Below are 26,986 nucleotides of genomic sequence, written 5' to 3'. Positions count from 1 at the left end.
ACGGATCCGCCCCGACGTCGGGAACACGTCCCGGCCTGCAGCACGTTGGTCCGTCTTGAGATGACTGAGAAGCACACGACCGGCCCCGACGCGACGAGCCCCTGGGTCGTCGACGTCCTGCGCGAGCTGTCGCGCCGGCCCGGCACCATGAAGCCCTGGGTGCGTGACGTGCCCGCGCCCTCCGACTTCGGGCTCGAGGTGATCGGCGTCCCCACGGGCGACCCGATCCACCTCGACCTGCGCCTGGAGTCGGTGATGGAGGGCGTCCTCGCGAGCGGCACGGTGAGCGCCCACGTGGTGGGCGAGTGCTCCCGGTGCCTCGGCGAGGTCCACGAGGACGTCGAGGTCGACGTCACCGAGCTCTACGCCTACCCCCACTCGGTCACCGAGGAGACGACCGACGAGGACGACGTGGCGCGGATCGTCGACGAGAAGATCGACCTCGAGCCCGCCGTCCGCGACGCGGTGCTCCTGGAGCTCCCGAACGCCCCGCTGTGCAGCGACGACTGCCCCGGAGTGCCCTCGCCGGACGAGGAGGCATGGGCCTTCGTACCCGCGGGAAGCGCTCGTGAGAGGATTGACCCTCGCTGGGCCGCCCTGCAGGAGCGTTTCGCCGGCGGCAGCACAGAGAACTGAGGAGATCGAAGCACCGTGGCCGTCCCCAAGCGCCGGATGTCGCGCGCCAACACCCACGCCCGTCGCTCGCAGTGGAAGGCGTCCGTGCCGACCCTCGTGGCGTGCCAGAACAAGGCCTGCGGCAAGCCCAAGCCGCCGCACGTCGCCTGCCCCACCTGCGGCCAGTACGCCGGCCGCCGGGCCGTCACCCCGGCCTGAGCCGGGGCGAGCGCAGCGACGGGATGGGTGGACGCGTGGCCGCCACGGCGGCCGGCGCCACTGACCAGGACGGTTCGCCGGCCGAGCGGCTCAGCCGGGTGCTCGGGATCGAGGTCGATCCCGAGCTGCTCCGGCTCGCCCTGACGCACCGGTCGTACGCCTACGAGAAGGGCGGGCTGCCGACCAACGAGCGCCTGGAGTTCCTCGGGGACTCCGTGCTCGGGATCGCGGTGACCGAACGGCTGTACCGGGAGCACCCGGACCTGCCGGAGGGGCAGCTCGCGAAGCTGCGCGCGAGCGTGGTCAACATGCACGCGCTCGCGAGCGTCGCGCGCACGCTGGGGCTCGGCGAGCTGATGTACCTCGGGCGCGGCGAGGAGATGACCGGCGGGCGCGACAAGGACTCGATCCTCGGCGACGCCGTCGAGGCGATCCTCGGGGCCGTGCACCTCGAGCACGGCATCGACGTCGCGCGCGAGCTCGTCGGCCGCCTGTTCGGCGACCTGCTCCACCAGGCCCCGCGCCTCGGTGCCGGCCTGGACTGGAAGACCAGCCTGCAGGAGCTGACGGCCGCCTCCGGGCGCGGAGTCCCGGAGTACCGGATCGCCGAGGAGGGCCCCGACCACGCCAAGGAGTTCACCGCGACGGCCGTCGTCGCCGGTGAGGCACTCGGCACCGGCGTCGGGCGCACCAAGAAGGACGCCGAGCAGAAGGCCGCCCAGGCCGCCTACGAGGCGATCCACGGGCCCGTCACCCCGTGACCAGCTAGGTGCCGGAGCTCCCCGAGGTCGAGGTCGTCCGCCGCGGGGTCGCCGACCACGCGGTCGGGCGGACCGTCGCGTCGGTCGAGGTGCTGCACCCGCGCGCCGTCCGACGGCAGCCCGGGGGAGCGCCCGAGCTCGCCGTGCGGCTGGCCGGGCGGACCCTCGTCGCCGCGCGTCGGCGCGGCAAGTTCCTCTGGGTCGACCTCGACGACGGCACCGCGCTGCTCGCCCACCTCGGCATGAGCGGCCAGCTCCTCGTGCAGCCCGCCGAGCGCCCCGACGAGAAGCACCTGCGGGTGCGCCTCCGGTTCCTCGACGACGGGTCGGAGCTGCGGTTCGTCGACCAGCGCACCTTCGGCGGGCTCACCGCCGTCGACACCGTGTCCTCCGACGGGGAGCGGGTGCCCCTGCCGGTCGAGCACATCGGGCGCGACCCCCTCGACCCGGCGTTCGACCTCGAGGCCGCCGTCGGCGCGTACCGGCGCCGCCGCACCGAGCTCAAGCGGGCGCTGCTCGACCAGACGCTCGTGTCGGGGATCGGCAACATCTACGCCGACGAGTCGCTCTGGCGGGCCCGCCTGCACTCGCTGCGCCCGACCGCCCGGTTGACCCGACCCGACGTCCGGAAGGTCCTCACCGCGGCGCACGAGGTGATGACCGAGTCGCTCGCGCAGGGCGGCACGTCGTTCGACGCGCTGTACGTCGACGTGCACGGCGACTCCGGCTACTTCTCCCGCTCGCTCGCCGTCTACGGCCGGGAGGACGAGCCGTGCCTGCGGTGCGGCACACCGATCCGGCGCTCGGCCTTCACGAACCGCTCGTCGTTCTGGTGCCCGACCTGCCAGAGGGTGCCCCGACGCACGTGAGCCCGCCGGGAGCTCGATGCTCCCGGCGGGCTCGGCGTGCGGGTCGACTAGTGGCGGCCGTCCTGCGGGGTGATCGCGACGGTCGGCGCCTGCGGGTCGTCGGCGCGGACGGCACCCGGCTCGTCCGACGTCGACGTGTGCTGGTCCGCGACGCGGGAGGCCTCGGCCTGGCCGCGCTGGTAGCCGGTCTGCAGGTCGGCGCGGACCTGGTCGCTGTTCTGCTGGGCCTTGCGGTACCCGGTGTTGATCAGGTCGGCGGCGGCGTCGCGGCCGCCGAGCCCGAACGCCAGCGCGGCGCCGAGGGCCAGCGCGCCGATCAGGGCGATGAAGGTGGCGTTGACGATGACCTCGGCGATGCCGAGCTGGTTGAGGATCATGAACACCGCGATGACCATGACCAGGGTGGGGGCGGCGGAGCGGGCGACGCGGCCGGTGGGGGTGTCGCCCATGGTGCGGTGCACCAGGCCGCCGACGGCGGCGGCGATCGCGGCGGCGATCAGGAAGATCAGCAGCGCGGCGATGACGTTGGGCAGGTAGGACAGCACCAGGTTGACGAACCCGGTGACGGCGGGGATGTTCAGGGTGCCGACCGCGGAGACGATGACGAAGACGAGCAGCACCCATTGCACGACCAGGCCGACGAGCTTGGCGGGGCTGCCGTCGGGGGAGAAGCGGGTGACGTACTCGCCGCCGGAGCCGTGGGTCAGGCGCTGGTCGAGCCGGACGCGTTGGAGCAGTNNGGTGATCGCGGCGCGTAGCAGGCGGGCGATGAGGTAGCCGATGAGCAGGACCAGCAGGGCCCCGATCACGTTGGGGATGTAGTTCAGCAGGGTGGTGAACGCGTTCTGCAGCGACTGCAGCGCGTTGAAACCGCCCCCGCCGCCGGACGGGTCGGACTGGGTGGGCAGAGCGATCATGGCGATCTCCTGTGTGGTGTGGAGAGGGCCCGAACGACGCGGGGCTCGATCGAGAGGGCCGGGCGTGGACAGCGAGGAACCGGCCCGCGGCGATCGCGGGCCGGCTCCGGGGCACTAGCGGGTGGTGTTCGACTCCATGAGCTGCTTGAACTCCTGGAGCGCCTTCTCGATCTTCTTCTGGGGGTCGGCGAAGAGCTTCGCGCCCAGGTCGCCCAGCGCCCCGGCGGGCGTCTCCACGTGCAGGCTGACCTCCACCCCGGTCTTGGGGCCGTGGTCGTCGAACCGCACGGCGCCGCCGGTCTCGACGTGGTTGTTGCTCTCCTCGAGCGACGTCCACGCGATCTTGCGGTCCTGCTCCTCGTCGATGATCTTCGCGTCCCACTCGATCTTCTTGCCGAGCGGCCCGTCCACCACCCAGTGCGTCACGTCGGCGCTGCCGTCCTTCGGCTCGACCGACTCGACGTCGTCCAGGATCTGCGGCAGATGGGTGAGCGGCCGCCACCAGCGGTAGCACTCGGCGGCCGGTGCGTTGACCTCGAGATAGTGCGTTGCGGTTGCCATGAACGATGATGGGCGCTCGGCCCCTCGTCGCAAACGGCGGAATCTCAGCGGCGCGGGGCGTGCCCCACGAACGCGCCGACGCCGGTGATCGAGCGCCCGACGACGAGGGTGTTGATCTCCCGCGTGCCCTCGTAGGAGTAGAGCGCCTCGGCGTCGTTGAAGAACCGCACCACGCTGTTCTCCAGCAGGATGCCGTTGCCGCCGAACACCTCGCGGGCCCGGGCCACCGCGTCGCGCAGGTGGATCGTGGCCTCCCGCTTGGCGAGCGCGGCCTGCTCGTCGCGGAAGGTCCCGGCGTCCTGCATCTGCGCCACCTTCACCGCCATCGCGAGCGACGCCGTGACGTGGCCGAGGATCGACACGAGGTGGTCCTGGATCAGCTGGTAGGACGCGATCGGGGAGCCGAACTGCACCCGCTCGCCGGCGTAGTCCCGCGCCAGCTCGAACACGCCCATCATCGCGCCGACCGCGTTCCATGCCACCCCGCCGCGGGTCACGCGCAGCACCCGGTTCGTGTCTGCGAAGCGCCGCGCGCCGGGCAGCCGGTTCGCCTCCGGGACGCGGGCGCCCTCGAAGGTCAGGTCGGCGTTCTGCACGGAGCGGAGCGCGAGCTTGCCCTCCATCTTCGTCGCGGTGAAGCCGGGGGTGCCCTGCTCGACGACGAACCCCTTGACCTCACCGTCGTCGGTATCCCGGGCCCACACGACGACGAGATCGGCGAACGTCCCGTTGCCGATCCAGCGCTTCGCCCCGTCCAGCACCCATTCGTCGCCCTCGCGGCGCGCCGTCGTCTCCAGCCCGCCTGCGACGTCCGACCCGCCGTGCGGCTCGGACAGCCCGAACGCCCCGATCTTCTCCATCCGGCGCATCGCCGGGAGCCAGCGCTCCTTCTGCTCCTCGGAGCCGAGCAGATCGATGCTGGTCAGCGCGAGCCCGGCGTGGACGCCGAAGAACGTCGCCATCGACGGGTCGATCCGGGAGAGCTCCAGCGAGACGAACGACGTGAGCAGGCGCGAGTAGGCGCGGCGGTCCGGCCACTCGCGGGCGAGCCCGACGACGTCGAGCTCGGCGAAGCCCTCGATCAGCTCGTGCGGGAACTCCGCGTCGGCCCAGTACCGGTTCGCGATCGGCGCGATGCGCTTCTCGGCGAACGTCCGAACGCGGGCCAGGATCTCCTGCTCCTCGTCGTCCAGCAGCTCGACGTAGCCGTACACATCACCGGGCAGCGGCTCGATCATGCGTCCTCCCGGGCGCTCAGCACGGCGGCCTGGGCGCGGTCGCGGTGCGCGGTCAGTGCGTCGTAGTCGTTCCCGTAGGCGGACTCGGTGCCCGTCACGAGGGCCTCGACCGTCTCGTCGTCGAGGGTGGGGTTCCCCAGATCCGCCCACCGCCTGCTCATGCCCGGGCCGAGGTGGGTCAGCAGGTGTCGCAGCCCGCCGGGCCCGCCGCCGAGGTGGAACGACAGGAACGGACCCCCCGTCGCCCAGCGCGGGCCGAGCGAGCCGGTCACCACGCGGTCGAGCTCCTCGGGCGACACCACCCCGCGGCGCACGAGGCTCACGGCCTCGCGGAACAGGGCGGACTGCAGCCGGTTCGCGACGAAGCCGGACACCTCCCGGTGCTCCACCACCGGGTCGCGGCCGACGGAGCGCAGGAAGGCCGCGGCCCGCTCCACGGTCGCGGGGGCCGTGCGGTCCCCGGCGACCAGCTCGACGAGCGGCAGCAGGTGCGGCGGGTTGAACGGGTGCGCGACGACGAGCCGCGCGGCGACGTCCGCGTCGAGCTCCGCCGCGATGTCGCTCGCGACGATGCCCGACGTCGAGGTCAGCAGGAGGGCGTCGGCGGGAGCCGCCGCACCCGCCGTCATGACGATGTCCTGCTTGACCGCGAGCCGCTCCGGTCCCTGCTCCTGGACGATCTCCGCGTTCCCGACGGCGGCGGCGAGGTCCGGTTCGGTCCGGACGCGGCCGAGCAGCTCGTCGGGGTCCGCGCCGAGGGCCGGGGCGAACCGGCGGACGCCGTCGCGGACGGCCTCGTCGAGGTCCGGGCGCGGGTCGGTGACGACGACCTCGTGGCCGTGGGCGGCGTGCAGCACCGTCCAGCTGACGCCGATCGTGCCGGCGCCGATCTCGGTGATCCTCATGCGTGCTCCAGGTAGTCGTGCACCGGCGTGAAGGGCGCGAGCGTGAGGTCGGTCAGCACGTGCGAGGCGCTGACGACCTCCAGCACGGGCAGGTCGGCCAGCGGCGCCATGACGTGCGCGTGGAGCTCCAGGCGGGCGGGTCCGGTCCAGGCGTCCTTCACGACGAGGTCGGTGATCCGGGTCCGCTGCAGGATCGCGGCGGTCGGGCCGCCGCGGCCGGGGGAGAGCTTGACGGCGAAGGTCGGGACGCCGACCTGCGCGCGGGCCTCGTCGGGGTCCAGCGGCGTGTGCTTGTAGGCCATGGTCGCCGTGGCGACGGGCAGCGACCCGACGTGCAGCTGCCCGACCAGCGTGCCCTGCTCGATCCACAGCCGCGGCGATCCGAACGCCTTGGGGTAGGCGCTCTGCTCGCGCCCGGCGAAGGTGGCGGGCGCGTTGTCGAGGTACATCGCGTGCAGGTACTCGCCCTGTTCGCCGTCGAACGCGCAGGTCAGGGCCTGCCCGCACTCGGTGTAGGGGCCGAAGCCGTCGACGTCGCCCATGCGCATCACCTCGAAGCGCACCAGCGGCTCGACCGTCTCCAGCGGCTCGGGGAGCGCGGCGCGGAACGCGTCGGGGTCGGTGCGGTAGACGACGTTGAGGTACTCGCGGTCGGTGAACCGGTGCGACCCGGGCGGGAAGGCCGGCGCGCTGAGCGGCGTGGTGCCGCGGCGGAGGATCTCCTCGGTGTTCATGCCGTCACCGCCGTCATCTCCGCGATCTGCTCCGCCGTGCGGCCGAGTTCGCGCAGGACCTCGGCGGTGTGGTCGCCCTGGCGCGGGGTCGGCGTGCGCATGCCGGCCGGGGTCGCCGAGAACCGCACGGGGAAGCCGACGGAGCGGTAGGTGCCCTCGGTGGGGTGCTCCTGCTCGGTGAGCAGGCCGCCGTCGACGACGTAGGGGTCCTCGTGGGCGCACTCGAGCTCGAGGACCGGGGCGAACGGGATCGAGTGCCCGGCGCACAGGTCCGCCCACTCGTCGGTGGTGCGGGTCGGCGCGATCGCGGCGATCTCGCCGTAGAGCTCCTCCTGGTGGCGGGCGAGCTGCGTGCGGTCGACGAAGCGCTCGTCGGTCGCGAGGTCGTCGCGCCCCGCGGCGGCGAAGAAGTCGGCGATGTTGCGCGGGCTGTAGGGCAGGATGCATGCCCACCCGTCCTTCGTCGCGACCGCGGCGTGCCCGGCGGCGAGGGACCGGTTGAAGCCCGTGCCCCCCTCGTCGGGGACGAAGGTGTGGCCGGAGAGGTGCTCGACGAGGGTGAAGGCGAGCATCGTGTCCGCCATCGGCACCTCGACCTCCTGGCCCTGCCCGGTGGCTCGCTGGTGGATCAGCGCGGCGAGGACCGAGTAGGCGATCGTGAGCGCGCAGACCTTGTCCGCGAGCACCGTCGGGACGTAGCTCGGGGTGCCGGTGGCGCGCCGCACGATGTCGGTCATGCCCGACGCGGCCTGGACGATCTCGTCGTAGGCGGCGCGGTCGGCGAGCGCAGAGTCGGACCGGAAGCCCTGCGCCCGGCACGTGATGAGGCGCGGGTTGATCGCGGCGAGCTCCTCGTGCGAGATGCCGAGGCGGTCGAGGGCGCCGGGCCGCATGTTGGTGATGAGGATGTCGGCGCCCGCGACCAGGTCGCGGAACGCGGCCTTCCCGGCCGGGGACTTCAGGTCGAGGGTGACCGACCGCTTGTTGCGGTTGACGTTCAGGGCGAGATGGCCCATGCCGGGGTGCCGCGCGGGCGGGGCGAGGCGGGCGCTGTCCCCGCCCGGGGCCTCGACCTTGATGACGTCGGCGCCCAGGTCACCCAGGATCTGGGCCGCGTACGGCCCCATCACCACGGTCGCGAGGTCGATGACCCGAACTCCGTCGAGTGCTGTCGTCGTCATGGGAACGACGTTAGGCGCGCTAACGATCTCTCCGCAATGTGAGATACGGTTACGCATATGGGTAACAAGCACCACCGGACCGTCGACCGGGTGGCCGAGCTGCTCGAGGCGGCGGTGGCCCGGCCGGGGGCCTCGCTGACGGAGCTCGCGCGGGCGGTCGACGCGCCCGTGTCGTCGGTGCAGAAGCTCGTCGACGGGCTCGTGGCCGTCGGCTACCTCGACGAGGACGGCCGCCGGTACACCCTGGGGCCCGCGCCGTCGGTGCTCTCGGTGCGGGCCGGGCGGCCGGCGGTCCCGGTGCGGCACGGGACGCTGGTCGACGTGTCCGCGCGGCTCGGGCTGCCGGTGCAGCTCGCGGTGCGGGTGGGGGACGACGCGGTCTGGGTCGACTGGGCGGGCGCCGACGAGGCCTTCGACTACGCCCTGTCCTCGCAGATCCGGCGCCCGCTCGTGGACACCGCGGCCGGGCGGGTGCTGGTGGCGCACCTGTCGGCCCCGGCCCGGCAGGCGGTGGTGCGGGCGGCCCGGCCGGACGACCCGGCGGCCGGGCTGGCACTGCTCGAGGACTGCGAGCGCATCCGGGCGACGGGGTGCGAGACCGGGCGCAGCGGCCGGCTCGTCCCCGGCGCGGTGGCGGTCGCGGTGCCCGTGTGGTCCGAGGGGCTGGTGGTGGCCGCGATGTCGGCGATCGACCGGTCGGGGGCGCTCGGCGACGGCGCCGACGGGGCCGCGGCGGTGCTGCGGGAGGCTGTCGGAGGGGTCGCGTAGCTTCCTGGACAGGTCGGGGGAGACCTGGGCGAGCGGAGCGACGGGAGGGGGTGGGGCCGGGGTGCACCTGAAGAGCCTGACGCTCAAGGGCTTCAAGTCCTTCGCGTCCTCGACCACCCTGCGCTTCGAGCCCGGGATCACCTGCGTGGTGGGCCCGAACGGGTCCGGCAAGTCCAACGTCGTCGACGCCATCAGCTGGGTGCTCGGCGAGCAGGGCGCGAAGGCGCTGCGCGGCGGGAAGATGGAGGACGTCATCTTCGCCGGCACCACGGGACGTGCCCCGCTGGGCCGCGCCGAGGTGACGCTGACGATCGACAACAGCGACGGCGCGCTGCCGATCGAGTACACCGAGGTGTCGATCACCCGGCGCGTCTTCCGCTCCGGTGCGGGCGAGTACGAGATCAACGGCAGCTCCTGCCGCCTGCTCGACGTGCAGGAGCTGCTGAGCGACTCCGGGATCGGCCGCGAGCTGCACGTGCTGGTCGGGCAGGGGCAGCTCGACGCGATCCTGCAGTCGCGTCCGGAGGAGCGGCGGGCCTTCATCGAGGAGGCCGCGGGCGTCCTCAAGCACCGCAAGCGCAAGGAGAAGGCGCTCCGCAAGCTCGAGGCGATGGAGTCCAACCTCGCCCGCCTCGGGGACCTCACCACCGAGCTGCGCCGCCAGCTCAAGCCGCTGGGCCGCCAGGCCGAGATCGCGCGGCGGGCGCAGACCATCCAGGCCGACCTGCGCGACGCCCGGCTCCGCCTCGCCGCGGACGACCTGGTGACGCTGCGGGGCACCATCGCGCGCGACGCGGCCGACGAGGACGAGGCCCGGCGGCGGCGCGACGAGACCGAGCGGGCGCTCGCCGCCGAGTCCGCGGCGAGGGAGGAGCTGGAGGCCGCGCTCGAGGTCGACGCCCCCGCCTACGAGCGGGCCCAGGAGGCCCACCACCGGCTGGCCTCGCTCGCCGAGCGCCTCCGGGGCACGGTGGCCCTGGCCGCCGAGCGGCACCGGCACCTGACCGGCGCGGAGGAGCCGGCCTCGGGGCCGGACCCCGACGAGCTGGAGCGGCAGGCGGCCGCGGCGGCGGAGAACGAGGCCGCGCTCGCCGAGGAGGTCGCGCTCGCCCGGGAGACCCTCGAGGATGCCGCCGCCCGGCGGGAGGACGCCGAGGAGACGCTCGAGGCCGCCGACCGTCGCGTCGCGGCGGCCACCCGTGCGGCGGCCGACCGGCGCGAGGGGCTGGCCCGCCTCGCGGGTCAGGTCGAGACGCAGCGGGGGCGGGTCGCCGCGGCGATCGAGGAGCTCGAGACGCTGGCCGCGTCGATCGGCGAGACGACGGCCCGGGCGGCGGCCGCCCGCGCGGAGCTCGCCGAGGAGGAGGCCGCGGCGGGCGCCGTCGACGCCGCGGAGCCGGGGGAGCCGACCGCGCAGGCGTCGGTCCCCGAGGACGCCCCTGATCCCGAGGCCGCCTTCGACGCCGCGACCGAGCGCCACGAGCAGGTCCGGGCGGAGGTCGACCGCGCCGCCGCGGCCCACCGCGACGCCGAGCGGGACCGGGCGCACTGGAAGGCGCGGGTGGAGGCCCTCGAGCTCACGCTCACGCGCCGCGACGGGGCCGGGGAGCTCCTCGCCGGGGGTCGCGAGGGGGTGCTCGGGTCGGTGGCCGCCCTGCTGCGGGTCGGGCCCGGCGACGAGACGGCGGTGACGGCGGCGCTGGGACCGGTGGCCGACGCGGTCGTCGTCGCCGGGGTCGACGCGGCCGCGGACGCGCTGGCGCACCTGCACGCCACCGACGCGGGCCGGGCGGGCCTGCTGGTGGCGGACGCCGGTCCCGTGGTCACCGCGGGGGACCCACCGGCCGGGGCGACGTGGGCGGCCGACCTCGTCCGGGCGCCCGAGGCCGTGGCCGGGGCGGTGGCGCGGCTGCTCGCCGGCGTGGTGGTGGTGGACGACCTCCCCGCGGCGCGCACGCTCGTCGCCGCGCACCCGGAGCTCACGGCGGCCACGCGGGCCGGCGACGTGCTCGGCGGGGTCTGGGCGGTCGGGGGGCCGTCCGGGAACCGCTCGATCCTGGAGATGCAATCGGCGGCCGACGAGGCGGGGGACCGGCGCGCCGACGCGGAACGGGCCGAGAAGGCGGCGGCCACGGCACTGGAGGCGGCCCGGCACGCGGAGGCGGCGGCCCGCGCGGAGGTCGGGGTGGCCCGGCAGGTGCGCGACGACGCCCGCCGCGCCGACGTCGAGCGACGGAAGGCGGCCGACGCCCGGCGGGTGCAGGACGACGCCCGTCGCGCCGCGCGCGCCCGTCGCCTGGGCGGGCTGGCGGAGACCGTGCGCGGCGCCGAGGCGGAGCTCGCCCGGCTCACCGAGCGCCGCGCGACCGTGGAGCAGGCCCGCGAGGAACGGCGCGCGGAGCTGGACGACCTGAGCGAACGCCTCGAGATGGCGACCGACCAGGCCGACACCGACGCGTCCGACGATGCCGACGGCAGCGACGTCGGCGCCCGCGATGCTGCCGCGGTCGCCCTCAACGCCGCGCGGGCCGCCGAGGTCGAGGGCCGGCTCGCGCTGCGCACCGCCGAGGAGCGGGCGCGGGCGGTCACCGGGCGTGCGGAGGCTCTGCGCCACCGGGCCCGGGCGGAGCGCGAGCAGCGGGAGCGCGCCGCGACCCGGCGTCGGGAACGGGAACGGCAGGCCGCGCTGCTCACCGAGATCCTCGAGCACGGCCGGACGGGGGTGGACCGGATCGCCGGCTCCGTGACGGCGGCGGCCGCGGCCCGGGACCGGCTGGCCGCGGCCCGGCAGGCGCGGGCGGCCGAGCTCGACGGGGTGCGCGAGCGGACGAGGAGCCTGCAGCAGACCCTCGAGCGGCTGACCGACGCCGTGCACCGCGACGAGGTGCTGCGCGCCGAGCAGCGCACCCGGCTCGCGCAGCTGGAGGAGTCGATCGTCGAGCGGTTCGGGATCGGGCTCGAGGACCTCGTCCGCGAGTACGGCCCGGCGGCGGGCATCCCGCCGAGCGAGGCCGAGGTCGCGGAGGTGACGCAGGCCCGGGAGCGCGGCGAGCAGGTCTCGATGCCGCCGCCCATGCCCTACGACCGGGCCGAGCAGCAGCGCCGGGCGACACGGGCGGAGAAGGAGCTCGGCACGCTGGGCAAGGTCAACCCGCTGGCGCTCGAGGAGTACGCCGCGCTCGAGGAGCGCTACCGGTTCCTGTCGACCCAGCTCGAGGACGTGAAGGCCTCCAAGCGCGACCTGCTCTCGGTGGTGGCGGACGTCGACCAGCGGATCCTCGACGTCTTCGCGGAGGCGTTCGCCGACGTCGCGCGGGAGTTCGAGGTCGTGTTCCCGGTGCTCTTCCCCGGCGGCGACGGGCGGCTGGTGCTCACCGACCCCGACGACCTGCTGACCACGGGCGTCGAGGTCGAGGCCCGTCCGCCGGGCAAGAAGGTCAAGCGGCTCTCGCTGCTCTCGGGCGGGGAGAAGTCACTCACCGCGGTCGCGATGCTGGTGGCCATCTTCCGGGCGCGCCCCTCGCCGTTCTACGTCATGGACGAGGTGGAGGCCGCGCTCGACGACGCGAACCTCCGCCGGCTGATCTCGCTGCTCGACGACCTCCGCCGCACCTCGCAGCTGGTCATCATCACCCACCAGAAGCCGACGATGGAGATCGCCGACGCGCTCTACGGCGTCAGCATGCGCGGCGACGGCATCACCGCGGTGGTCTCCCAGCGGCTCCGGGGCGCCGATGCCCCCGGTCCACTCGCCCGAGCGGACCCCTCGCCCGTGTCGTGACGCTGTGTCGCGCTAAGATAGCGGTGCGTGATCAACACATCATGCGACCGTGACCGACGAACGACGCGCACGGGGCATCCCGCTCGGGGTGGCGCGGGCCTACGGTCGAGTCGTCGGGGCCGGGGAGCGGTGGCTCCCCCGGGGGAGGGTGGGTCGGGATGACGGTGCTCCAGCCCAAGCGTCGCGCGGCGGTCGAGCGCAGCGCGTCGGCCGTGTCTGCTGCGTCGGCCGTGTCCGCTGCAGCGACCGTGGCCGCGCCGGCGGCCCGCCGGTCCTGGCGGGTGTCGTCCGCCCCGCAGCCCGCCGTCGGGCACCTCGTCGTCGACGCCTCCCACAGCGCGCTCGTGCCGTTCCTCGCCGCGTACCCGGTGACGGTCCTCGTCGACGACCTCCCGCTGAGCATCCGCTGGGGCCGCACCGACATCGCCCTCCCGCCCGGCCGGCACCGGGTGGAGATCGCGGTCGACCGCGGGGAGGGGTGGGGCTGCGTCGTCGAGGCCGTCCCGGTCGCGGCCGGGCACACCGTCGACGTCTTCTACCGCGCCCCGGTGCTGCCCGGCGCGGGTGCGCTCGGCCCGGTGCCGCAGCAGACCCGCGGCGTGGTCGCCCTGCTCGCGGGCCTCGTCCTGATGCTCGCGATCCTGGGCGTGGGCGTCTGGTCGCTGCTCTCCCTCGTGGGCTGACCCCCGTTCCACGCCCCGTGCGGCCGTCGGCGGAGCCGTACGGCTGACAGGATGGGAGTCGTGAGTTCGCCGCTGACCACCCTCGGACCCTCGTCCCGGGACCTGCTCGCCCAGGCCCCCGCCGCCGGGCTCTCGCCGGGTGTGCTGACCGGGATCATCGTCGCGGTCGTCGTGGTGGTGCTCGTCCTGGTGCTGATCATCGGGCTGCTCCTGGCCCGCCGGCGCCGGATCTCGCTGCGCGACCAGGCAGCGGAGCAGGCCGAGCCGCCCAGGCCGACGAAGGGCAGCTACACGGCCGGGGGCGGCTTCAACTTCTCCTCGGGGGGCGGAACTGCGACCAGGGACCGGCCCGAGGTCGGTCCCACCCCGCCCACCATCGAGACCCCTTCGGCCGAGCCGGCCCCGGGCGAGCCGTCGAGCACCCAGGCGCCCCCGGCCCGCCCGTCGCGCCCCGCCCCGCCGTCGCCGCCGGCCCGCACGACCCAGGCGCCGCCCGCGATCCCGGAGTCCACCACCGAGGTCACGCCGGCCGCGCCCGACCGCACGACGGAGGTCCCGTCCGCGACCGATCGCACGATGGAGATCGCGCCTCCGACGGACCGGACGACCGAGATCCCGCCCGTCGCGCCCCCGGGCGACCGGACCACGGAGGTCCCGCCCGCCGGGGCGACGCCGGCCCCCGCTCCGGACCGGACCACCGAGGTTCCGCCCACGCCGGAGCGGACGACCGAGGTCCCGCCCGCCGCGGACCGGACCACCGAGATGCCCCCGGTCGCGCCTCCGGCCGACCGGACGACCGCGATCCCGCCGACCGCGGCGGCGCCCGCTCCGCCGGCACCCGCGCCGGACCGGACGACGGAGGTGCCGCCCACCCCGGCGCCCGCTCCCGACCGGACGACCGCGATCCCGCCGGCCGCGACTCCTGCCCCGACGCCGTCCGCCCCGCCGGCTCCGGCACCAGCCACACCGGCACCGGCCACGCCGGCACCGTCGGCCGGGGCCCCGGCCCCGAGCGAGCCGATCGCCCCGCCCGAGGGGCGGCTCGAGCGGCTGCGGGGGCGGTTGGGACGCAGCCGCTCCACCCTGGGCACCGGCCTGCTCGGCCTGCTCGGGGCCGGCGACCTCGACGAGGACTCCTGGGAGGAGGTCGAGGACCAGCTGCTCATGGCGGACCTGGGCTCGGCGACCACACAGGAGGTCGTCGGCAAGCTCCGCGAGCGGATCGCCTCGCGGGGCGTCCGGACCTCCGACGAGGTGCGGGAGCTGCTGCACGAGGTCCTCGTCGAGACCCTCGGCGCCGACATGGAGCGCTCGGTGCGCGCCCTGGCGCACGACGGCCGACCCGCCGTCGTCCTCGTCGTCGGGGTCAACGGCACCGGCAAGACGACGACCACCGGCAAGCTCGCCCGCGTCCTCGTGGGCGGCGGGCACGAGATCGTGCTCGGCGCGGCCGACACCTTCCGCGCCGCGGCCGCCGAGCAGCTGCAGACCTGGGGGGAGCGGGCCGGGGCACGCGTCGTGCGCGGCGCGGAGGGCGCGGACCCGGCCAGCGTCGCGTTCGACGCCGTCAAGCGGGGTGCCGACGCGGGCGTCGACGCCGTGCTGCTCGACACCGCCGGCCGGCTGCACACCAAGACCGGCCTGATGGATGAGCTCGGCAAGGTGAAGCGCGTCGTCGAACGTCAGGCCGAGGTCGACGAGGTGCTGCTGGTCCTGGACGCGACCACCGGGCAGAACGGGCTGACCCAGGCCCGGGTCTTCCGCGAGGTCGTCGACGTGACGGGCGTGGTGCTCACGAAGCTCGACGGCACCGCCAAGGGCGGCATCGTCTTCCAGGTGCAGCGGGAACTGGGCGTCCCGGTGAAGCTCGTCGGTCTCGGCGAGGGCCCGGACGACCTCGCCCCGTTCGAGCCGCACGCCTTCGTGGACGCGCTCCTGCGCTGATTCCGGCGCGTGAGACGCACGCCGGGCAGGGTCCGACCCCGCCGGACCTGCCCGACGTCATCCTCGCGGCACGACCACCGGCGCTGCCGAACGGGTGATACGCAGTGTCACGAACGAGCGATCAACGGTGGCACACCGTCACCGACCATGCGTGACCTGTGACACGGTCGCTCTCGATGTCCGAATCGGCAACGTGATGGTCACACGCGTCGGGGCCGTGTTAACTGCCGAGAAACACCAGGGCACGTCGCTCGAAACAAGCTCTCAGCATTCTCTCCTCCCAGTGACCGCGCCTGACGGCGACCGCAGGAGGGACGAAGGCTCGTGTTGAATGCCGGAAGTACCGCATGGGTACTCGCCAGCGCCGCGCTGGTGATGCTCATGACGCCAGGGCTCGCGTTCTTCTACGGCGGCATGGTCCGCTCGAAGAGCGTCCTGAACATGCTCATGATGAACTTCATGTGCCTCGCGATCGTCGGGGTGCTGTGGTGCCTCTACGGGTTCTCGCTGGCCTTCGGGAACGACGCCTTCGGCGGCCTCATCGGCGGCGGCGCCTACCTGGGCCTGGGCAACGCCTTCCCCGGCGGCAGCCAGTACATCGCCGGGACGAGCAGCGGCGACGGCATCCCGGTCTACGCCTTCGCGATGTTCCAGCTGATGTTCGCGGTCATCACGCCCGCGCTGATCTCGGGTGCGGTGCCGGAGCGCATCAAGTTCTGGTCGTGGGGCCTCTTCGTCGTCCTCTGGTCGACGATCGTGTACTTCCCCGTCGCCCACTGGGTGTTCGCCTTCGACGGCTACACCGGTGAGAAGGGCGGCTGGATCGCCAACCAGCTGAAGGCCCTCGACTTCGCGGGCGGCACCGCCGTCCACATCAACGCCGGTGCGGCAGGCCTCGCGCTCGCGATCGTCCTCGGCAAGCGCCGCGGCTGGCCCCGCGACCCGGGCCGTCCGCACTCGCTGCCCTTCGTGCTGCTCGGCGCGAGCCTCCTGTGGTTCGGCTGGTACGGCTTCAACGCCGGCTCCGCGCTGGGTGCGAACTCGAACGCCGCGATCGCCTTCACGACGACGACCCTGGCCACCTGTGCCGCGACGATCGGCTGGCTGGTCGTCGAGCAGATCCGCGACGGCAAGCCGACCACCCTCGGCGCCGCCTCCGGTGCCGTCGCCGGCCTCGTCGCGATCACCCCGGCCTGTGCCTACGTCAACCCGCTCGGCGGGCTCGCGGTCGGCCTCATCGCCGGTGCCGTCTGTGCGCTCTGCGTGTCGATCAAGTTCAAGCTGGGCTTCGACGACTCGCTCGATGTCGTCGCCGTCCACCTGATCGGCGGCCTCATCGGCACGCTCCTGATCGGCTTCTTCGGCACCAACTCGCTGAACACGTCGGGTGCCAACGGCCTCTTCTACGGCGGTGGGTTCGACCAGCTCTGGCGGCAGGCCGTGGCTGCGGTCTCGGTGCTGCTCTACTCGTTCATCGTCACGTCGGTCCTCGCCCTGATCATCAAGTCCACGGTCGGGTTCCGGGTGAGCGACGAGGACGAGGCCGCGGGGATCGACGAATCGCAGCACGCCGAGTCCGGGTATGACTACTCGGGTCTGAGCGGCGGGGGCAACCACTCGCTGCTGGGTGCTGGTGCGACCGGGTCCGCGACCCCCGCGACCCCGAGGGAGGGTGCTCCGCGATGAAGATGGTGACGGCGATCATCAAGCCGTTCGTGCTGGAGGACGTGAAGGGCGCGCTCGAGCAGCTCGGCGTCCTCGGGATGACCGTGAGCGAGGTCCAGGGCTACGGCCGCCAGAAGGGCCACACCGAGGTCTACCGCGGTGCGGAGTACTCGGTGGACTTCGTCCCGAAGGTCCGCATCGAGGTCGTCACCGACGACTCCACCGCGGAGAAGGTCCTCGACGCGATCTCCGAGACCGCCCGCACCGGCAAGATCGGTGACGGCAAGGTCTGGGTGACCCCGATCGAGACCGTGGTGCGCGTGCGCACCGGCGAGCGCGGGGCCGACGCCCTCTAGCTCGCAGGTCGACCGGCACCGGACCCGCCGTCCCGCACGTGGACGGTGGGCCCGGTGCTGTCGTGTCGACCCCCGGACGTCACCGTGCGGCCCGTCGACGGGGCCGCACCACCGGAGAGGAACGGCATGGTCGCAGTCGGGACGGGGCGCTCCGGCGACGAGACCGGGAGCGAGGGCACGTCCCCCTCCCTGGCCGTCTCCGGGGAGTCGGACGAGGGTGCCGCCGTCGACCTCGTCCGGGCCCGTACGGCCCTGCTCTCGCCGCCGCCCGGGGCGCGGCGGCTGGGCCCGGCCGCGCTGCGCGAGGCCCTCGTCGAACTGCACGACTTCTGGCTCGCGACGCGGGCCGCCGCCGTCGGCGTCGGACCCGGGTCCGGGACGGCCCTGGTGGCGGTCGGGGCGCTCGGTCGTCGCGAGCTCGCCCCGTGGTCCGACCTCGATCTCGTCCTCGTCCACGACGGCGCCGGGCGCGGCCGGGGCCGGAGCCCCCAGGAGGTCGCGCGGATCGCCGACGCGCTCTGGTACCCGCTGTGGGACGCCGGGATCGGCCTCGACCACTCGGTCCGCACGGTCGGCGAGGCGGTGGGGGTGGCCACCGAGGACCTCCGGGTGGCGCTCGGGCTGCTCGAGGTCCGGCTCATCGCGGGCGACCCCGAGCTCGCCGAACGACTCTCCTCCTCCGCCCGTCAGGCGTGGCGCGCCGGGATCCGCAACCGGTTCGACGACCTCGTCGAGACCACCCGCACGCGGTGGCAACGCGCCGGCGAGGTCGCCCACCGCGTCGAGCCCGACCTGAAGAACGGCCGCGGCGGTCTGCGCGACGTCCAGCTCCTGGACGCCCTCTCCGCCGCCCAGCTCGTCGACCGGCCCGCCGTCGACGTCCGCTCCGCCCGCACGCTCATGCTCGACCTGCGCACCGAGCTGCACCGCCGCGCCGGCCGCGCCCGCGACGTGCTGCAGGCCGAGGACGCCCACGAGCTCGCCGGCATCCCCGACCTCGGCGTCGCCGACCGCTACGACCTCGCCCGGTCGCTGTCCGGGGCCGCCCGCACCGTGGTCTACGCGACCGACGTCGCCCTGCGGTCGGCCCGGGCGGCGCTCCCGCGTCGTGGACTGGCGGCCCTGCGGCGCACCCCGGCCCGGCGGGGCCTCGACGAGGGCGTCGTCGAGCAGGCCGGCGAGATCGTGCTGGCCCGCGAGGCCCAGGTGACCCGCGACCCGGCCCTCGTCCTGCGCCTCGCCGCGGTCGCCGCCCGCACGGGCCTGCCCATCGCCGCCGGGACGCTGCGCCGGCTCGCCGACGCCGCGCCCGAGCTCCGCGAACCGTGGCCCCGGGCGGCCCGCGAGGAGTTGCTCGCGTTGCTCGCGGCGGGCGAGGGCATGGTCGACGTCATCGAGGCCCTGGACCGCACCGGCCTCTGGGGGCGGCTCTTCCCGGAGTGGGGCGCCGTCCGCGACCTCCCGCCGCGCGACCGGACCCACGTCTGGACCGTCGACCGTCACCTCGTCGAGGTCACCCGCCGCGCGTCCGAGCTGACCACCCGCGTCGCCCGGCCCGACCTGCTGCTCATCGGCGCCCTGATCCACGACATCGGCAAGGGCCGCGACGAGGACCACTCGGTCGTCGGCGCGGAGCTCGCCCGGCACATCGGCCGCCGGCTCGGCCTCTGGCCGGCCGACGTCGAGACCCTCGGCCTGATGGTCCGCCACCACCTCCTGCTGCCCCACACCGCGCAGCGCCGCGACCCCGAGGACCCGGCGACGGTGCAGCGCGTCGTCGACACCCTCGGTGGCGACCCGGTGCTGCTCGAGCTGCTCCACGCCCTCGCCGAGGCGGACGCGCTCGGGACCGGACCCGGCGTCTGGACCCCGTGGCGCGCGACGCTCCTGGGCGACCTCGTCCGGCGCTGCCGCCAGGTGATGGCGGGCGACGGCATGCCCGGGCCGGAGCCGCTCTCCGACGACCGCCTGGCGCTCGCCCGCGCCGTCGCCGCGACCGGGAACCCGGAGGTCTCGGTCGAGGCCGCGGACGAACTGACCACGGTGACCATGACGGTGGCCGCCCCGGACCGCCCGGGGCTGCTCAGCCGCGCGGCCGGGGTGCTCGCGCTGCACTCCCTGCAGGTCCACGCCGCGGTCCTCGTCGAGCACGACGGCGTCGCGGTCGACAGCTTCACCGTCTCGCCGCGGTTCGGGCGCCTGCCCGAGGCGTCCCTGCTGCGCGAGGACCTCGTGCGGGTGCTCACCGGCTCGCTCGACCTGCCCGCGCGCCTGGCCGCCAAGGAGCGCGACTACTCGTCGTCGCAGACCTCGGGGTCCCCGCCCGCCACGCGGGTCCTCTGGTTCGACGACGAGGCCACCGGCGCGGTGGTGCTCGAGCTCCGCACCGCCGACCGCATCGGGCTGCTCCACGGCGTCGCCGCCGCACTGGAGGCCGAGGGCGTCGATGTGCGGTGGGCCCGCGTCTCCACGCTGGGCTCCTCGGTGGTCGACGCCTTCTGCCTGGAGGCCTCCCCGGAGGGCGAGGCGGGCGAGCACGAGAGCCCCGGCACCGGTCGCGTCGTCCCGCTCGACCCGACCCGCCGTCGGGACATCGAGGCGGCGGTCATGGCGGCCGTCGCCCCGGACCCTTCCTGACGACGGGTCGCGGAGCGACGTCACACCCGGCGGTTAGGCTGGAGCATCGTCGGGGGCCGCCCGCGTGTGCTCACCGCGACGGTCCGACCAGCCAGACCCCGGGAGTGCGCCCGCCGTGTTCGACACCCTCTCCGATCGCCTCACATCGGTCCTGTCGGACCTGCGCGGCAAGGGCCGGCTCTCCGAGACCGACATCGACACCACGTGCCGCGAGATCCGCATCGCGCTGCTCGAGGCCGACGTCGCGCTGCCGGTGGTGCGCGCCTTCGTCAAGCAGATCAAGGAGCGCGCGAAGGGTGCCGAGGTCTCCGAGGCCCTCAACCCCGCGCAGCAGGTTGTCAAGATCGTCAACGAGGAGCTCATCGGCGTCCTCGGCGGCGAGACCCGCCGGATCCGCTTCGCGAAGAACCCGCCGACGGTGATCATGCTCGCCGGTCTGCAGGGGTCGGGGAAGACGACCCTCGCGGGCAAGCTCGCGCGGTGGCTGAAGAACCAGGGCCACACCCCGCTGCTCGCGGCCTGCGACCTGCAGCGCCCGAACGCGGTGAACCAGCTGCAGATCGTCGGGCAGCGCGCCGGCGTCGAGGTGTTCGCCCCGGAGCCCGGCAACGGCGTGGGCGACCCGGTCGACGTCGCCCGCCGCGCCGTGGCCGACGCGCGCAACCGCCAGTACGACGTCCTCGTCGTCGACACCGCGGGTCGCCTCGGTGTCGACGAGGAGCTGATGGCGCAGGCCGCGGACATCCGCGACGCCGTGTCGCCCGACGAGATCCTGTTCGTGCTCGACGCCATGGTCGGTCAGGACGCCGTCAACACCGCCGAGGCCTTCCGCGACGGCGTCGGGTTCAACGGCGTCGTGCTCACCAAGCTCGACGGCGACGCGCGCGGTGGTGCGGCGCTCTCGGTCCGCGAGGTCACCGGCCAGCCCATCCTCTTCGCCTCCAACGGCGAGGGTCTCGACGAGTTCGACGTCTTCCACCCCGACCGGATGGCCTCGCGCATCCTCGGCATGGGCGACGTCCTCTCCCTCATCGAGCAGGCCGAGCAGGCGTTCGAGGAGGGGCAGGCCGAGAAGGCCGCCCAGAAGATGTCCGAGGGCGACTTCACCCTCGAGGACTTCCTGGAGCAGATGCAGGCCGTCCGCAAGATGGGCCCGATCGCCAACATCCTCGGCATGCTGCCGGGCGCGGCCAACATGAAGGACCAGCTCGGCCAGATCGACGAGAAGCACCTCGACCGCGTCCAGGCCATCATCCGCGGGATGACGCCCGCCGAGCGGGCCGACCCGAAGATGATCAACGGATCGCGGCGCCTGCGGATCGCGAACGGCTCGGGCGTCGGCGTCTCCGACGTCAACCAGCTCGTCGACCGCTTCTTCGACGCGAAGAAGATGATGACGAAGATGGCCGGTCAGTTCGGCCTGCCGGGCTCGGCCGGGCGCGGTGCCGCCCGCAAGGCCGCGCGCAACGCCCGCAAGGGTGGCGGCGGCCGCCCGCAGCGCGGCCCGAAGCAGATGCCGGCGATCGCGGGCATCGCGACCGAGAGCGGCGGCCAGCGTCAGGTCGGCTCCTACGAGACGCCGGGCCTCAACCAGCTCCCGCCCGGCCTCGCGGGGATGAACGACCTGCCGGCCGACTTCGACCCGACGGCCCTGACCTTCCCGGGCGCCAAGTCCGGCGGTGGCGGGCCGAAGGGCAACAAGAAGAAGCGCCGCAAGTAGCGCTCGGGGGGTCACGATGCCGCGGACAGCATGATCACCGGACCCCGAGCGGGCTCGAGAGGGTCGACCGAGGCCGCTGGGGGTCCGGTGATCATCGCGCTGGCCTCGATGTCCGTCGAAGCGTGACGTACGGCATCGCCCGCGCGAGCCGGTGGACGTCGTCGGCGGTGCTCATCGCACCGGCGGGGCCGTGAGGTCGACCCGCAGCCGGAACGGGGCGTGGGCGAGGACGTGCGCCGACGCCGCGACCTGCTGGTGCACGCCCTCGCGCAGCGCGAACACGCGGATCGTCGGCGGCTCCGGGGTGACCCGCCAGACGTGCGGGACGCCGTGCTCGCCGTAGACGGCGGGGGAGCTCGTCCGGTCGTCGTCGGTCGGCTCGACCTCGACGGCGAGGAGGACGTCGGCCGGACCGTACGACCTGCGGGCCGGGCCGACGACCAGCAGGGCGGGGGTGCGGACGACCCCGCCGGGGAAGTGCACCGGGGCGCGGCGGACGACGGCGAGGTCGGCCGGGGCCTGGGCCTCGAGCGCGCCCGCGATGAGCGCGGCCACGGGATCCACCGCGCGACCGTAGCGCGCGAGCCGTCGTCGGGACGGGGACCGGGCACGATCTCGTCGTCCGGAGCGACTCACGCGGCTGCGAGGTCTCCTAGGCTCCCCGCCCGTGCCCCTCCATCTCCACGGCCCGGTCCTCGACGGCAGCGGCGACGACGAGCCGCGCGACCTCTGGGTCGGCGCGGACGGCCTGATCAGCGCCGAGCCCGTCGCGGACGCCGAGCGGATCGACGGGTGGATCCTGCCGGGGCTGGTGGACGCCCACTGCCACGTCGGGATCGGCCCGGACGGTCCGGTGGAGCTCGAGGAGGCGCGCGCCCAGGGGCACACCGACGCCGCGTCGGGGGCGCTGCTGCTGCGCGACTGCGGTTCGCCGATCGACACGCGCCCGCTCGACGACGACCCGCGGATGCCCGAGATCGTGCGCGCGGGTCGTCACCTGGCCCGGCCCAAGCGCTACATCCGCGGGCTGCCGATCGACGCCGAGGACCCGACGGAGCTGCCCCGCCTCGTCGACGAGCAGGCCGCGCGCAACCCGTGGGTGAAGCTCGTCGGCGACTGGATCGACCGGGACGCCGGGGACCTCACGCCGCTGTGGCCCGAGGACGTGCTCGCCGAGGCGATGGCTGCGGCCCACGCCCGGGGCGCCCGCGTGACGGCCCACGTGTTCGGCGAGCACGCCCTGCCGGGGCTCATCGGGGCGGGCATCGACTGCATCGAGCACGGCACGGGACTCACCGACGAGACGATCGCGATGATGGTGGAGCGGGGGACGGCGCTGGTGCCGACGCTGGTCAACGTCGAGAACTTCCCGTCCTTCGCGGACGCCGCGGGGGAGAAGTTCCCGGCGTACGGCACCCACATGCGGGATCTGTACGCGCGTGCCCACGACACCGTCGCCGCCGCGATCGACGCCGGCATCCCGGTCTACGCGGGAACCGACGCGGGCGGTGGCATCCGGCACGGCCGCATCGTCGACGAGATCGCGGCCCTGGCGGACGTCGGGCTCGGGGCGGAGCGGGCCCTCGCGGCGGCGTCGGGGGCGGCCCGGACGTGGCTGGGGCGGCCGGGGTTGGAGGCCGGGGCACCGGCCGACGTCGTGATCACTCCTGGGGACCCGCGCGCCGACCTCGACGTGCTGCGTCGGCCCGTCGCCGTCCTGCGGCGGGGGAGGGACCTGACCTGATGCTCGACCTCAACGCCGACCTCGCCGAGGGCTTCGGCCCGTGGGCGCTGACCGACGACGACGCCCTGCTCGAGATCGTCACCTCGGCCAACGTCGCCTGCGGCTTCCACGCCGGCGACGCCTCGACCATGCGCCGCGTGTGCGCCCGGGCGGCCGAGCGCGGCGTGCGGATCGGGGCCCAGGTGTCCTACCGCGACCTCGCCGGCTTCGGGCGCCGGTTCCTCGACGTCGACCCGGAGACGTTGACGGCGGAGATCCTCTACCAGATCGGGGCGCTGCGGGCGTTCGGCACGGTCGAGTACGTGAAGCCGCACGGCGCGCTCTACAACACGGTCGTGCACCACGAGGCGCAGGCACGGGCGGTCGTCGACGCAGCGCGTGCGGCCGGCGACCTGCCGGTGATGGCGCTGCCGGGCGGGAAGCTGCTGGAGTTCGCCGCCGACGCCGGGCTCGTGACGATCGCCGAGGCCTTCGCCGACCGGGGCTACACCGCGGCGGGGACGCTGGTGCCACGCTCCGAACCCGGCGCGCTGCTGCCGGACACCGACGCCGTCGTCGAGCGCGCGGTGCGCCTCGCCCGCGACGGGGTGATCGTGGCGGTCGACGGCACCGAGCTCGCCGTGCGCGCCGACTCGCTGTGCCTGCACGGCGACACGCCGGAGGCCGTCGGGAACGCCCGCGCGGTGCGCGCGGCGCTGGAATCGGAGCCCGCCGACCCGTCGTCGTGACGGGGCCTGGCACAATGGGGGAGTTGCGTCACGGCCACCCTCTCCCTGGGCCGTGACCGTCGGACCTCCGGCGCACGCACGGCACCCCACGCCGCGCGGGGACGTCGAGCACTCGAGCAGTACCGCGAACGAGGAGTACACCGGACCCGTGGCCGTCAAGATCAAGCTCGCCCGCATGGGCAAGATCCGCGAGCCCCACTACCGTGTGGTCATCGCCGACGCCCGTAACCGTCGCGACGGGCGCGTCATCGAGACGATCGGCGAGTACCACCCGAAGGACAACCCGAGCACGATCAAGATCGACTCGGAGCGGGCGCAGTACTGGCTGGGTGTCGGCGCGCAGCCGACCGAGCCCGTCCACAGCCTGCTGAAGATCACCGGCGACTGGCAGAAGTTCAAGGGCCTCCCGCACACCGAGGGCCGCCTGCAGACGAAGGCGGAGAAGGTCGACAAGCAGGCCCGCTTCAACGAGGAGCTCGCCAAGGTCAGCGGCAACGCCGCTGCCGAGTGAGCCCTCGATGAGTGATCTCGCCGAGGCTCTCGAGCACCTGGTGCGTGGCATCGTCACGCACCCCGACGAGGTCTCGGTCGACCTCGTCACCAACCGTCGTGGCCGGACCCTCGAGGTGCGGGTCCACCCCGACGACCTCGGGAAGGTCATCGGCCGCGGCGGACGGACGGCCACCGCGCTGCGCACCGTGATCAGCGGCGTCGGCGGTCGCGGGGTCCGGGTCGACGTCGTCGACACCGACCGCTGACCGTGGCCGCTGAGCACGACCCGTCCGACCTGCGTGTCGTCGGACGGGTCGTCAAGGTGCACGGGCTGCGCGGGGAGCTCGTCGTCGAGCCGTCCACCGACGACGTCGAGACGCGGTTCGCCCCCGGCGCCCGGCTCCGCCTTCCCGACGGCGGGTTCCTGACGGTTCTCGGGGCCCGCTGGCACTCCGGGCGGCTGCTGCTCGCCGCCGAGGAGGTCACCGACCGGGACGCCGCCGAGCGACTCCGCCGGGCGGTGCTGTCCGCCCCGCCGGCCGAGTCGGCCCCTCAGGACCCGGACGAGTACCACGACCACCAGCTCGAGGGCCTGCGGGTCGAGCTGACCGACGGCACCGTCATCGGCACGGTCACCGCGGTCGACCACGGCGCGGGCGGCGAGCTGCTCGTCGTCGACCGCGACGGCACCGAGCTGCTCGTGCCGTTCGTGCACGCCATCGTGCCGACGGTGGACGTCGACGGCGGCCGCGTCGTCCTGGACCCGCCCGAGGGGCTGCTCGACCCGGAGTAGGCGCCCCTCCCGGTGACAGCGGAGCGTCGTTGCTGTCATCCAGTGGTAGCGACGACGCTCCGCTGTCACCGGGGGCCGTCAGTCCGCCGGCTCCTCGTCGTCCTCGGCGATCCGCACCCCGCGCACGCCCGGGATCTCGGCGAGCTCGCTGGTGAGCGGGTGCAGCGGGATGCGGCCCAGCAGGGAGAGGGTCACCGCCGCGGTGCCGTCCTCGGTGCCGTCGCGGTCCACCGTCATGCCGGCCACCGCGAAGCCACGCTCGGTCGCGCTCGTGAGGACCTGACGCAGCACGCCGCGCCCGTCGGCGTAGGAGACGTGCACCGCGCGGGGCGCGCCGGAGTTCCGCGACAGGGCCCGGGCGAGCGGCCGGAAGCCGCGGGTCACGAGGTAGTGCGCGACGACCCCCGCCCCGGCGAGCAACGGCAGGCCGGCCCCGCACGCGGTGCCCACGGCGGCCACCACCCAGACCGTCGCGGCCGTCGTCAGGCCGCGGACGGCGTCCCGGCGGACGAAGATCAGCCCGCCGCCGATGAACCCGATGCCCGAGACGATCTGGGCGGCGACCCGCGACGGGTCGAGGGACACGTGCTCGAGCCCCACCAGGTCGTCGAAGCCGTACTTCGACACGAGCATGAAGGCGGCCGAACCCACCCCGACCAGCGCGTGGGTCCGCAGCCCCGCGCTCTTGGCGGCGAGCTCCCGTTCGATCCCCACCAGCGACGAGAGCACGAGGGCGAGCGCGAGGGGCGCGAGCACCCCCAGCTGACCGGCCAGACCCGTCGTCCAGAACACCTCGCGTCCTCTCCCGCGCCGCCGACCGGCAGGATCCCCGGCGTGCGCATCGACGTCGTCACGATCTTCCCCGACTACCTCGCGCCGCTCGACGACGCCATCGTCGGGCGCGCCCGACGTGCCGGTCTGATCGACCTGCACGTCCACGACCTGCGGCGGTGGGCGTCCGGCGTGCACCAGGCGGTCGACGACGCACCGTACGGCGGTGGGCCGGGCATGGTCATGACCCCGACGGTGTGGGGCGAGGCGCTCGACGCGGTGCGCGCGGCCGTGCCCGACGACCCCGGGGTGCTGCTGGTCCCGACGCCCGCGGGTGCGCCACTCACCCAGCGCCGCGTCGCCGGGTGGGCGGCGGGCTCCCGGCTGACGATCGCCTGCGGGCGCTACGAGGGGATCGACGGCCGGGTCGCGGTGGACGCGGCCCGCCACGGACCGGTGGAGGAGTTCTCGCTCGGCGACTACGTCCTGGCCGGCGGCGAGGTCGCGGCCCTCGTGGTCGTCGAGGCCGTGTCGCGGCTCGTCCCCGGCGTGCTCGGGAACCCGGCCTCGGCCGAGCTGGACTCGTTCTCCGACGGCCTGCTGGAGGCCCCCGCGTACACCCGCCCGGAGTCGTGGCGGGACCTCGACGTGCCGCCGGTGCTGCGGTCCGGGGACCACGGCGCCGTCGCCCGGTGGCGCCGCGACCGGTCGCTGGAGCGGACCGCCGCGGTGCGGCCGGACCTGCTGGACCGGCTCGGTCCGGCGTCGTTCGACCGGCACGACCGCGAGGTGCTGGCGGCGGCGGGCTACGAGGTGCCCGGCTCCGGCTCCTGACGGTCGTGGCCGACCGCCCCGCCTGCCCGGCGTGGCTGAGCCGTCTGGCAGACTGGGGGAGTTGCCACGG

General features: G+C 74.4%; 25 protein-coding genes and 1 pseudogene. 18 read left to right on the top strand and 8 right to left on the bottom strand.

The window, feature by feature from the left end; translation table 11 throughout:
• Nucleotides 1–60: 60 nt before the first annotated feature.
• Genes A3CO_RS0124240 through mutM form a run of 4 tightly spaced genes read left to right on the top strand, consistent with a single transcriptional unit; the run spans nucleotide 61 to nucleotide 2,464 of the window.
• Complete coding sequence (locus tag A3CO_RS0124240) at nucleotides 61–636, top strand: YceD family protein (protein WP_018334851.1); 576 nt, start codon at nucleotides 61–63, stop codon at nucleotides 634–636.
• A 15-nt stretch (nucleotides 637–651) separates the two neighbouring features.
• Complete coding sequence (gene rpmF / locus A3CO_RS0124235) at nucleotides 652–834, top strand: 50S ribosomal protein L32 (protein ID WP_018334850.1); 183 nt, start codon at nucleotides 652–654, stop codon at nucleotides 832–834.
• A 23-nt stretch (nucleotides 835–857) separates the two neighbouring features.
• Entirely contained in the window at nucleotides 858–1,595 is a 738-nt protein-coding gene (gene rnc, locus A3CO_RS0124230; RefSeq protein WP_084682171.1) for a ribonuclease III, read from the top strand.
• 8 nt (nucleotides 1,596–1,603) lie between these two features.
• Nucleotides 1,604–2,464 carry a bifunctional DNA-formamidopyrimidine glycosylase/DNA-(apurinic or apyrimidinic site) lyase gene (gene mutM, locus A3CO_RS0124225; protein WP_018334848.1) on the top strand — a complete coding sequence of 287 codons (861 nt, stop codon included), beginning with the start codon at nucleotides 1,604–1,606 and terminating at the stop codon, nucleotides 2,462–2,464.
• A 47-nt stretch (nucleotides 2,465–2,511) separates the two neighbouring features.
• Here mutM and A3CO_RS34135 read toward each other — a convergent pair whose 3' ends face one another.
• The 6 genes from A3CO_RS34135 to A3CO_RS0124195 form a co-directional block, all read right to left on the bottom strand.
• Complete coding sequence (locus A3CO_RS34135) at nucleotides 2,512–3,381, bottom strand: mechanosensitive ion channel family protein (protein ID WP_018334847.1); 870 nt, start codon at nucleotides 3,379–3,381, stop codon at nucleotides 2,512–2,514.
• Between the two features lie 114 nt (nucleotides 3,382–3,495).
• Nucleotides 3,496–3,942: an SRPBCC family protein gene (locus tag A3CO_RS0124215; RefSeq protein ID WP_018334846.1), complete on the bottom strand. Its 447-nt coding sequence runs from the start codon at nucleotides 3,940–3,942 to the stop codon at nucleotides 3,496–3,498.
• Nucleotides 3,943–3,986: 44 nt separating this feature from the next.
• Nucleotides 3,987–5,180: an acyl-CoA dehydrogenase family protein gene (locus A3CO_RS0124210; protein WP_018334845.1), complete on the bottom strand. Its 1,194-nt coding sequence runs from the start codon at nucleotides 5,178–5,180 to the stop codon at nucleotides 3,987–3,989.
• Nucleotides 5,177–6,085, bottom strand: coding sequence for a 3-hydroxyacyl-CoA dehydrogenase NAD-binding domain-containing protein (locus A3CO_RS0124205; protein WP_018334844.1), 909 nt, complete (start codon nucleotides 6,083–6,085; stop codon nucleotides 5,177–5,179). Before A3CO_RS0124205 ends, A3CO_RS0124210 begins: the two co-directional genes overlap by 4 nt.
• Complete coding sequence (locus A3CO_RS0124200) at nucleotides 6,082–6,819, bottom strand: acetoacetate decarboxylase (protein ID WP_018334843.1); 738 nt, start codon at nucleotides 6,817–6,819, stop codon at nucleotides 6,082–6,084. The genes A3CO_RS0124205 and A3CO_RS0124200 overlap by 4 nt, the downstream gene beginning before the upstream one ends.
• On the bottom strand, nucleotides 6,816–8,000 hold the full coding sequence (locus tag A3CO_RS0124195) for a CaiB/BaiF CoA transferase family protein (RefSeq protein WP_018334842.1): 1,185 nt from the start codon (nucleotides 7,998–8,000) through the stop codon (nucleotides 6,816–6,818). Before A3CO_RS0124195 ends, A3CO_RS0124200 begins: the two co-directional genes overlap by 4 nt.
• 57 nt (nucleotides 8,001–8,057) lie before the next feature.
• Between A3CO_RS0124195 and A3CO_RS0124190 the strand changes: the two genes are divergently transcribed.
• The 8 genes from A3CO_RS0124190 to ffh all read left to right on the top strand — a co-directional run bounded on the left by A3CO_RS0124190 (nucleotide 8,058) and on the right by ffh (nucleotide 21,554).
• Nucleotides 8,058–8,768, top strand: coding sequence for an IclR family transcriptional regulator (locus A3CO_RS0124190; RefSeq protein ID WP_018334841.1), 711 nt, complete (start codon nucleotides 8,058–8,060; stop codon nucleotides 8,766–8,768).
• A 61-nt stretch (nucleotides 8,769–8,829) separates the two neighbouring features.
• On the top strand, nucleotides 8,830–12,549 hold the full coding sequence (smc, locus tag A3CO_RS0124185; RefSeq protein ID WP_018334840.1) for a chromosome segregation protein SMC: 3,720 nt from the start codon (nucleotides 8,830–8,832) through the stop codon (nucleotides 12,547–12,549).
• A gap of 158 nt (nucleotides 12,550–12,707) precedes the next feature.
• Nucleotides 12,708–13,232, top strand: coding sequence for a hypothetical protein (locus A3CO_RS36280; RefSeq protein ID WP_018334839.1), 525 nt, complete (start codon nucleotides 12,708–12,710; stop codon nucleotides 13,230–13,232).
• Between the two features lie 60 nt (nucleotides 13,233–13,292).
• Nucleotides 13,293–15,176 carry a signal recognition particle-docking protein FtsY gene (ftsY, locus tag A3CO_RS0124175; RefSeq protein WP_018334838.1) on the top strand — a complete coding sequence of 628 codons (1,884 nt, stop codon included), beginning with the start codon at nucleotides 13,293–13,295 and terminating at the stop codon, nucleotides 15,174–15,176.
• A gap of 324 nt (nucleotides 15,177–15,500) precedes the next feature.
• Nucleotides 15,501–16,862 carry an ammonium transporter gene (locus tag A3CO_RS0124170; protein ID WP_026204954.1) on the top strand — a complete coding sequence of 454 codons (1,362 nt, stop codon included), beginning with the start codon at nucleotides 15,501–15,503 and terminating at the stop codon, nucleotides 16,860–16,862.
• On the top strand, nucleotides 16,859–17,197 hold the full coding sequence (locus tag A3CO_RS0124165; protein WP_018334836.1) for a P-II family nitrogen regulator: 339 nt from the start codon (nucleotides 16,859–16,861) through the stop codon (nucleotides 17,195–17,197). Before A3CO_RS0124170 ends, A3CO_RS0124165 begins: the two co-directional genes overlap by 4 nt.
• Before the next feature lie 126 nt (nucleotides 17,198–17,323).
• Nucleotides 17,324–19,834 (top strand): [protein-PII] uridylyltransferase, encoded by a 2,511-nt coding sequence (locus A3CO_RS0124160; RefSeq protein WP_084682188.1) that lies wholly within the window; start codon nucleotides 17,324–17,326, stop codon nucleotides 19,832–19,834.
• A 115-nt stretch (nucleotides 19,835–19,949) separates the two neighbouring features.
• Nucleotides 19,950–21,554: a signal recognition particle protein gene (gene ffh, locus A3CO_RS0124155; protein ID WP_018334834.1), complete on the top strand. Its 1,605-nt coding sequence runs from the start codon at nucleotides 19,950–19,952 to the stop codon at nucleotides 21,552–21,554.
• Between the two features lie 171 nt (nucleotides 21,555–21,725).
• On the opposite strand, the gene A3CO_RS34125 is transcribed toward ffh, so the two are convergent.
• Complete coding sequence (locus A3CO_RS34125; protein ID WP_157647830.1) at nucleotides 21,726–22,118, bottom strand: Uma2 family endonuclease; 393 nt, start codon at nucleotides 22,116–22,118, stop codon at nucleotides 21,726–21,728.
• A 103-nt stretch (nucleotides 22,119–22,221) separates the two neighbouring features.
• Between A3CO_RS34125 and A3CO_RS0124145 the strand changes: the two genes are divergently transcribed.
• The 5 genes and pseudogenes from A3CO_RS0124145 to rimM all read left to right on the top strand — a co-directional run bounded on the left by A3CO_RS0124145 (nucleotide 22,222) and on the right by rimM (nucleotide 25,311).
• Nucleotides 22,222–23,298 carry an amidohydrolase family protein gene (locus A3CO_RS0124145; protein WP_018334832.1) on the top strand — a complete coding sequence of 359 codons (1,077 nt, stop codon included), beginning with the start codon at nucleotides 22,222–22,224 and terminating at the stop codon, nucleotides 23,296–23,298.
• Nucleotides 23,298–24,026 (top strand): 5-oxoprolinase subunit PxpA, encoded by a 729-nt coding sequence (locus A3CO_RS0124140; protein ID WP_018334831.1) that lies wholly within the window; start codon nucleotides 23,298–23,300, stop codon nucleotides 24,024–24,026. The genes A3CO_RS0124145 and A3CO_RS0124140 overlap by 1 nt, the downstream gene beginning before the upstream one ends.
• Nucleotides 24,027–24,174: 148 nt before the next feature.
• Nucleotides 24,175–24,534: pseudogene (gene rpsP, locus A3CO_RS34120) on the top strand (30S ribosomal protein S16); the annotation flags it as partial.
• Between the two features lie 10 nt (nucleotides 24,535–24,544).
• Nucleotides 24,545–24,784, top strand: a complete 240-nt coding sequence (locus tag A3CO_RS0124130) for an RNA-binding protein (RefSeq protein WP_018334829.1) — start codon at nucleotides 24,545–24,547, stop codon at nucleotides 24,782–24,784.
• A 2-nt stretch (nucleotides 24,785–24,786) separates the two neighbouring features.
• Nucleotides 24,787–25,311, top strand: coding sequence for a ribosome maturation factor RimM (gene rimM, locus A3CO_RS0124125; RefSeq protein WP_018334828.1), 525 nt, complete (start codon nucleotides 24,787–24,789; stop codon nucleotides 25,309–25,311).
• A 78-nt stretch (nucleotides 25,312–25,389) separates the two neighbouring features.
• Here the strand turns inward: rimM and A3CO_RS0124120 are convergent, their stop codons facing one another.
• Entirely contained in the window at nucleotides 25,390–26,103 is a 714-nt protein-coding gene (locus A3CO_RS0124120) for an MgtC/SapB family protein (RefSeq protein WP_018334827.1), read from the bottom strand.
• A 42-nt stretch (nucleotides 26,104–26,145) separates the two neighbouring features.
• Here A3CO_RS0124120 and trmD point away from each other — a divergent pair, with 42 nt between their 5' ends.
• Entirely contained in the window at nucleotides 26,146–26,916 is a 771-nt protein-coding gene (trmD, locus tag A3CO_RS0124115; protein ID WP_018334826.1) for a tRNA (guanosine(37)-N1)-methyltransferase TrmD, read from the top strand.
• Nucleotides 26,917–26,986 lie beyond the last annotated feature (70 nt).

Source organism: Actinomycetospora chiangmaiensis DSM 45062 (assembly GCF_000379625.1).
GTDB lineage: Bacteria > Actinomycetota > Actinomycetes > Mycobacteriales > Pseudonocardiaceae > Actinomycetospora > Actinomycetospora chiangmaiensis.
This window is presented reverse-complemented; position numbering and strand designations above follow the sequence as displayed.

Excerpts from the sequence above, each read along its gene's own strand:
- A3CO_RS0124240 (WP_018334851.1), top strand. The coding sequence starts at position 61 with ATGACTGAGAAGCACACGACCGGCCCCGACGCGACGAGCCCCTGGGTC.
- rnc (WP_084682171.1), top strand. The coding sequence starts at position 858 with ATGGGTGGACGCGTGGCCGCCACGGCGGCCGGCGCCACTGACCAGGAC.
- A3CO_RS0124215 (WP_018334846.1), bottom strand. The coding sequence starts at position 3,942 with ATGGCAACCGCAACGCACTATCTCGAGGTCAACGCACCGGCCGCCGAG.
- A3CO_RS0124210 (WP_018334845.1), bottom strand. The coding sequence starts at position 5,180 with ATGATCGAGCCGCTGCCCGGTGATGTGTACGGCTACGTCGAGCTGCTG.
- A3CO_RS0124205 (WP_018334844.1), bottom strand. The coding sequence starts at position 6,085 with ATGAGGATCACCGAGATCGGCGCCGGCACGATCGGCGTCAGCTGGACG.
- A3CO_RS0124200 (WP_018334843.1), bottom strand. The coding sequence starts at position 6,819 with ATGAACACCGAGGAGATCCTCCGCCGCGGCACCACGCCGCTCAGCGCG.
- A3CO_RS0124195 (WP_018334842.1), bottom strand. The coding sequence starts at position 8,000 with ATGACGACGACAGCACTCGACGGAGTTCGGGTCATCGACCTCGCGACC.
- A3CO_RS0124190 (WP_018334841.1), top strand. The coding sequence starts at position 8,058 with ATGGGTAACAAGCACCACCGGACCGTCGACCGGGTGGCCGAGCTGCTC.
- A3CO_RS36280 (WP_018334839.1), top strand. The coding sequence starts at position 12,708 with ATGACGGTGCTCCAGCCCAAGCGTCGCGCGGCGGTCGAGCGCAGCGCG.
- A3CO_RS0124165 (WP_018334836.1), top strand. The coding sequence starts at position 16,859 with ATGAAGATGGTGACGGCGATCATCAAGCCGTTCGTGCTGGAGGACGTG.
- A3CO_RS0124160 (WP_084682188.1), top strand. The coding sequence starts at position 17,324 with ATGGTCGCAGTCGGGACGGGGCGCTCCGGCGACGAGACCGGGAGCGAG.
- A3CO_RS0124140 (WP_018334831.1), top strand. The coding sequence starts at position 23,298 with ATGCTCGACCTCAACGCCGACCTCGCCGAGGGCTTCGGCCCGTGGGCG.
- A3CO_RS0124130 (WP_018334829.1), top strand. The coding sequence starts at position 24,545 with ATGAGTGATCTCGCCGAGGCTCTCGAGCACCTGGTGCGTGGCATCGTC.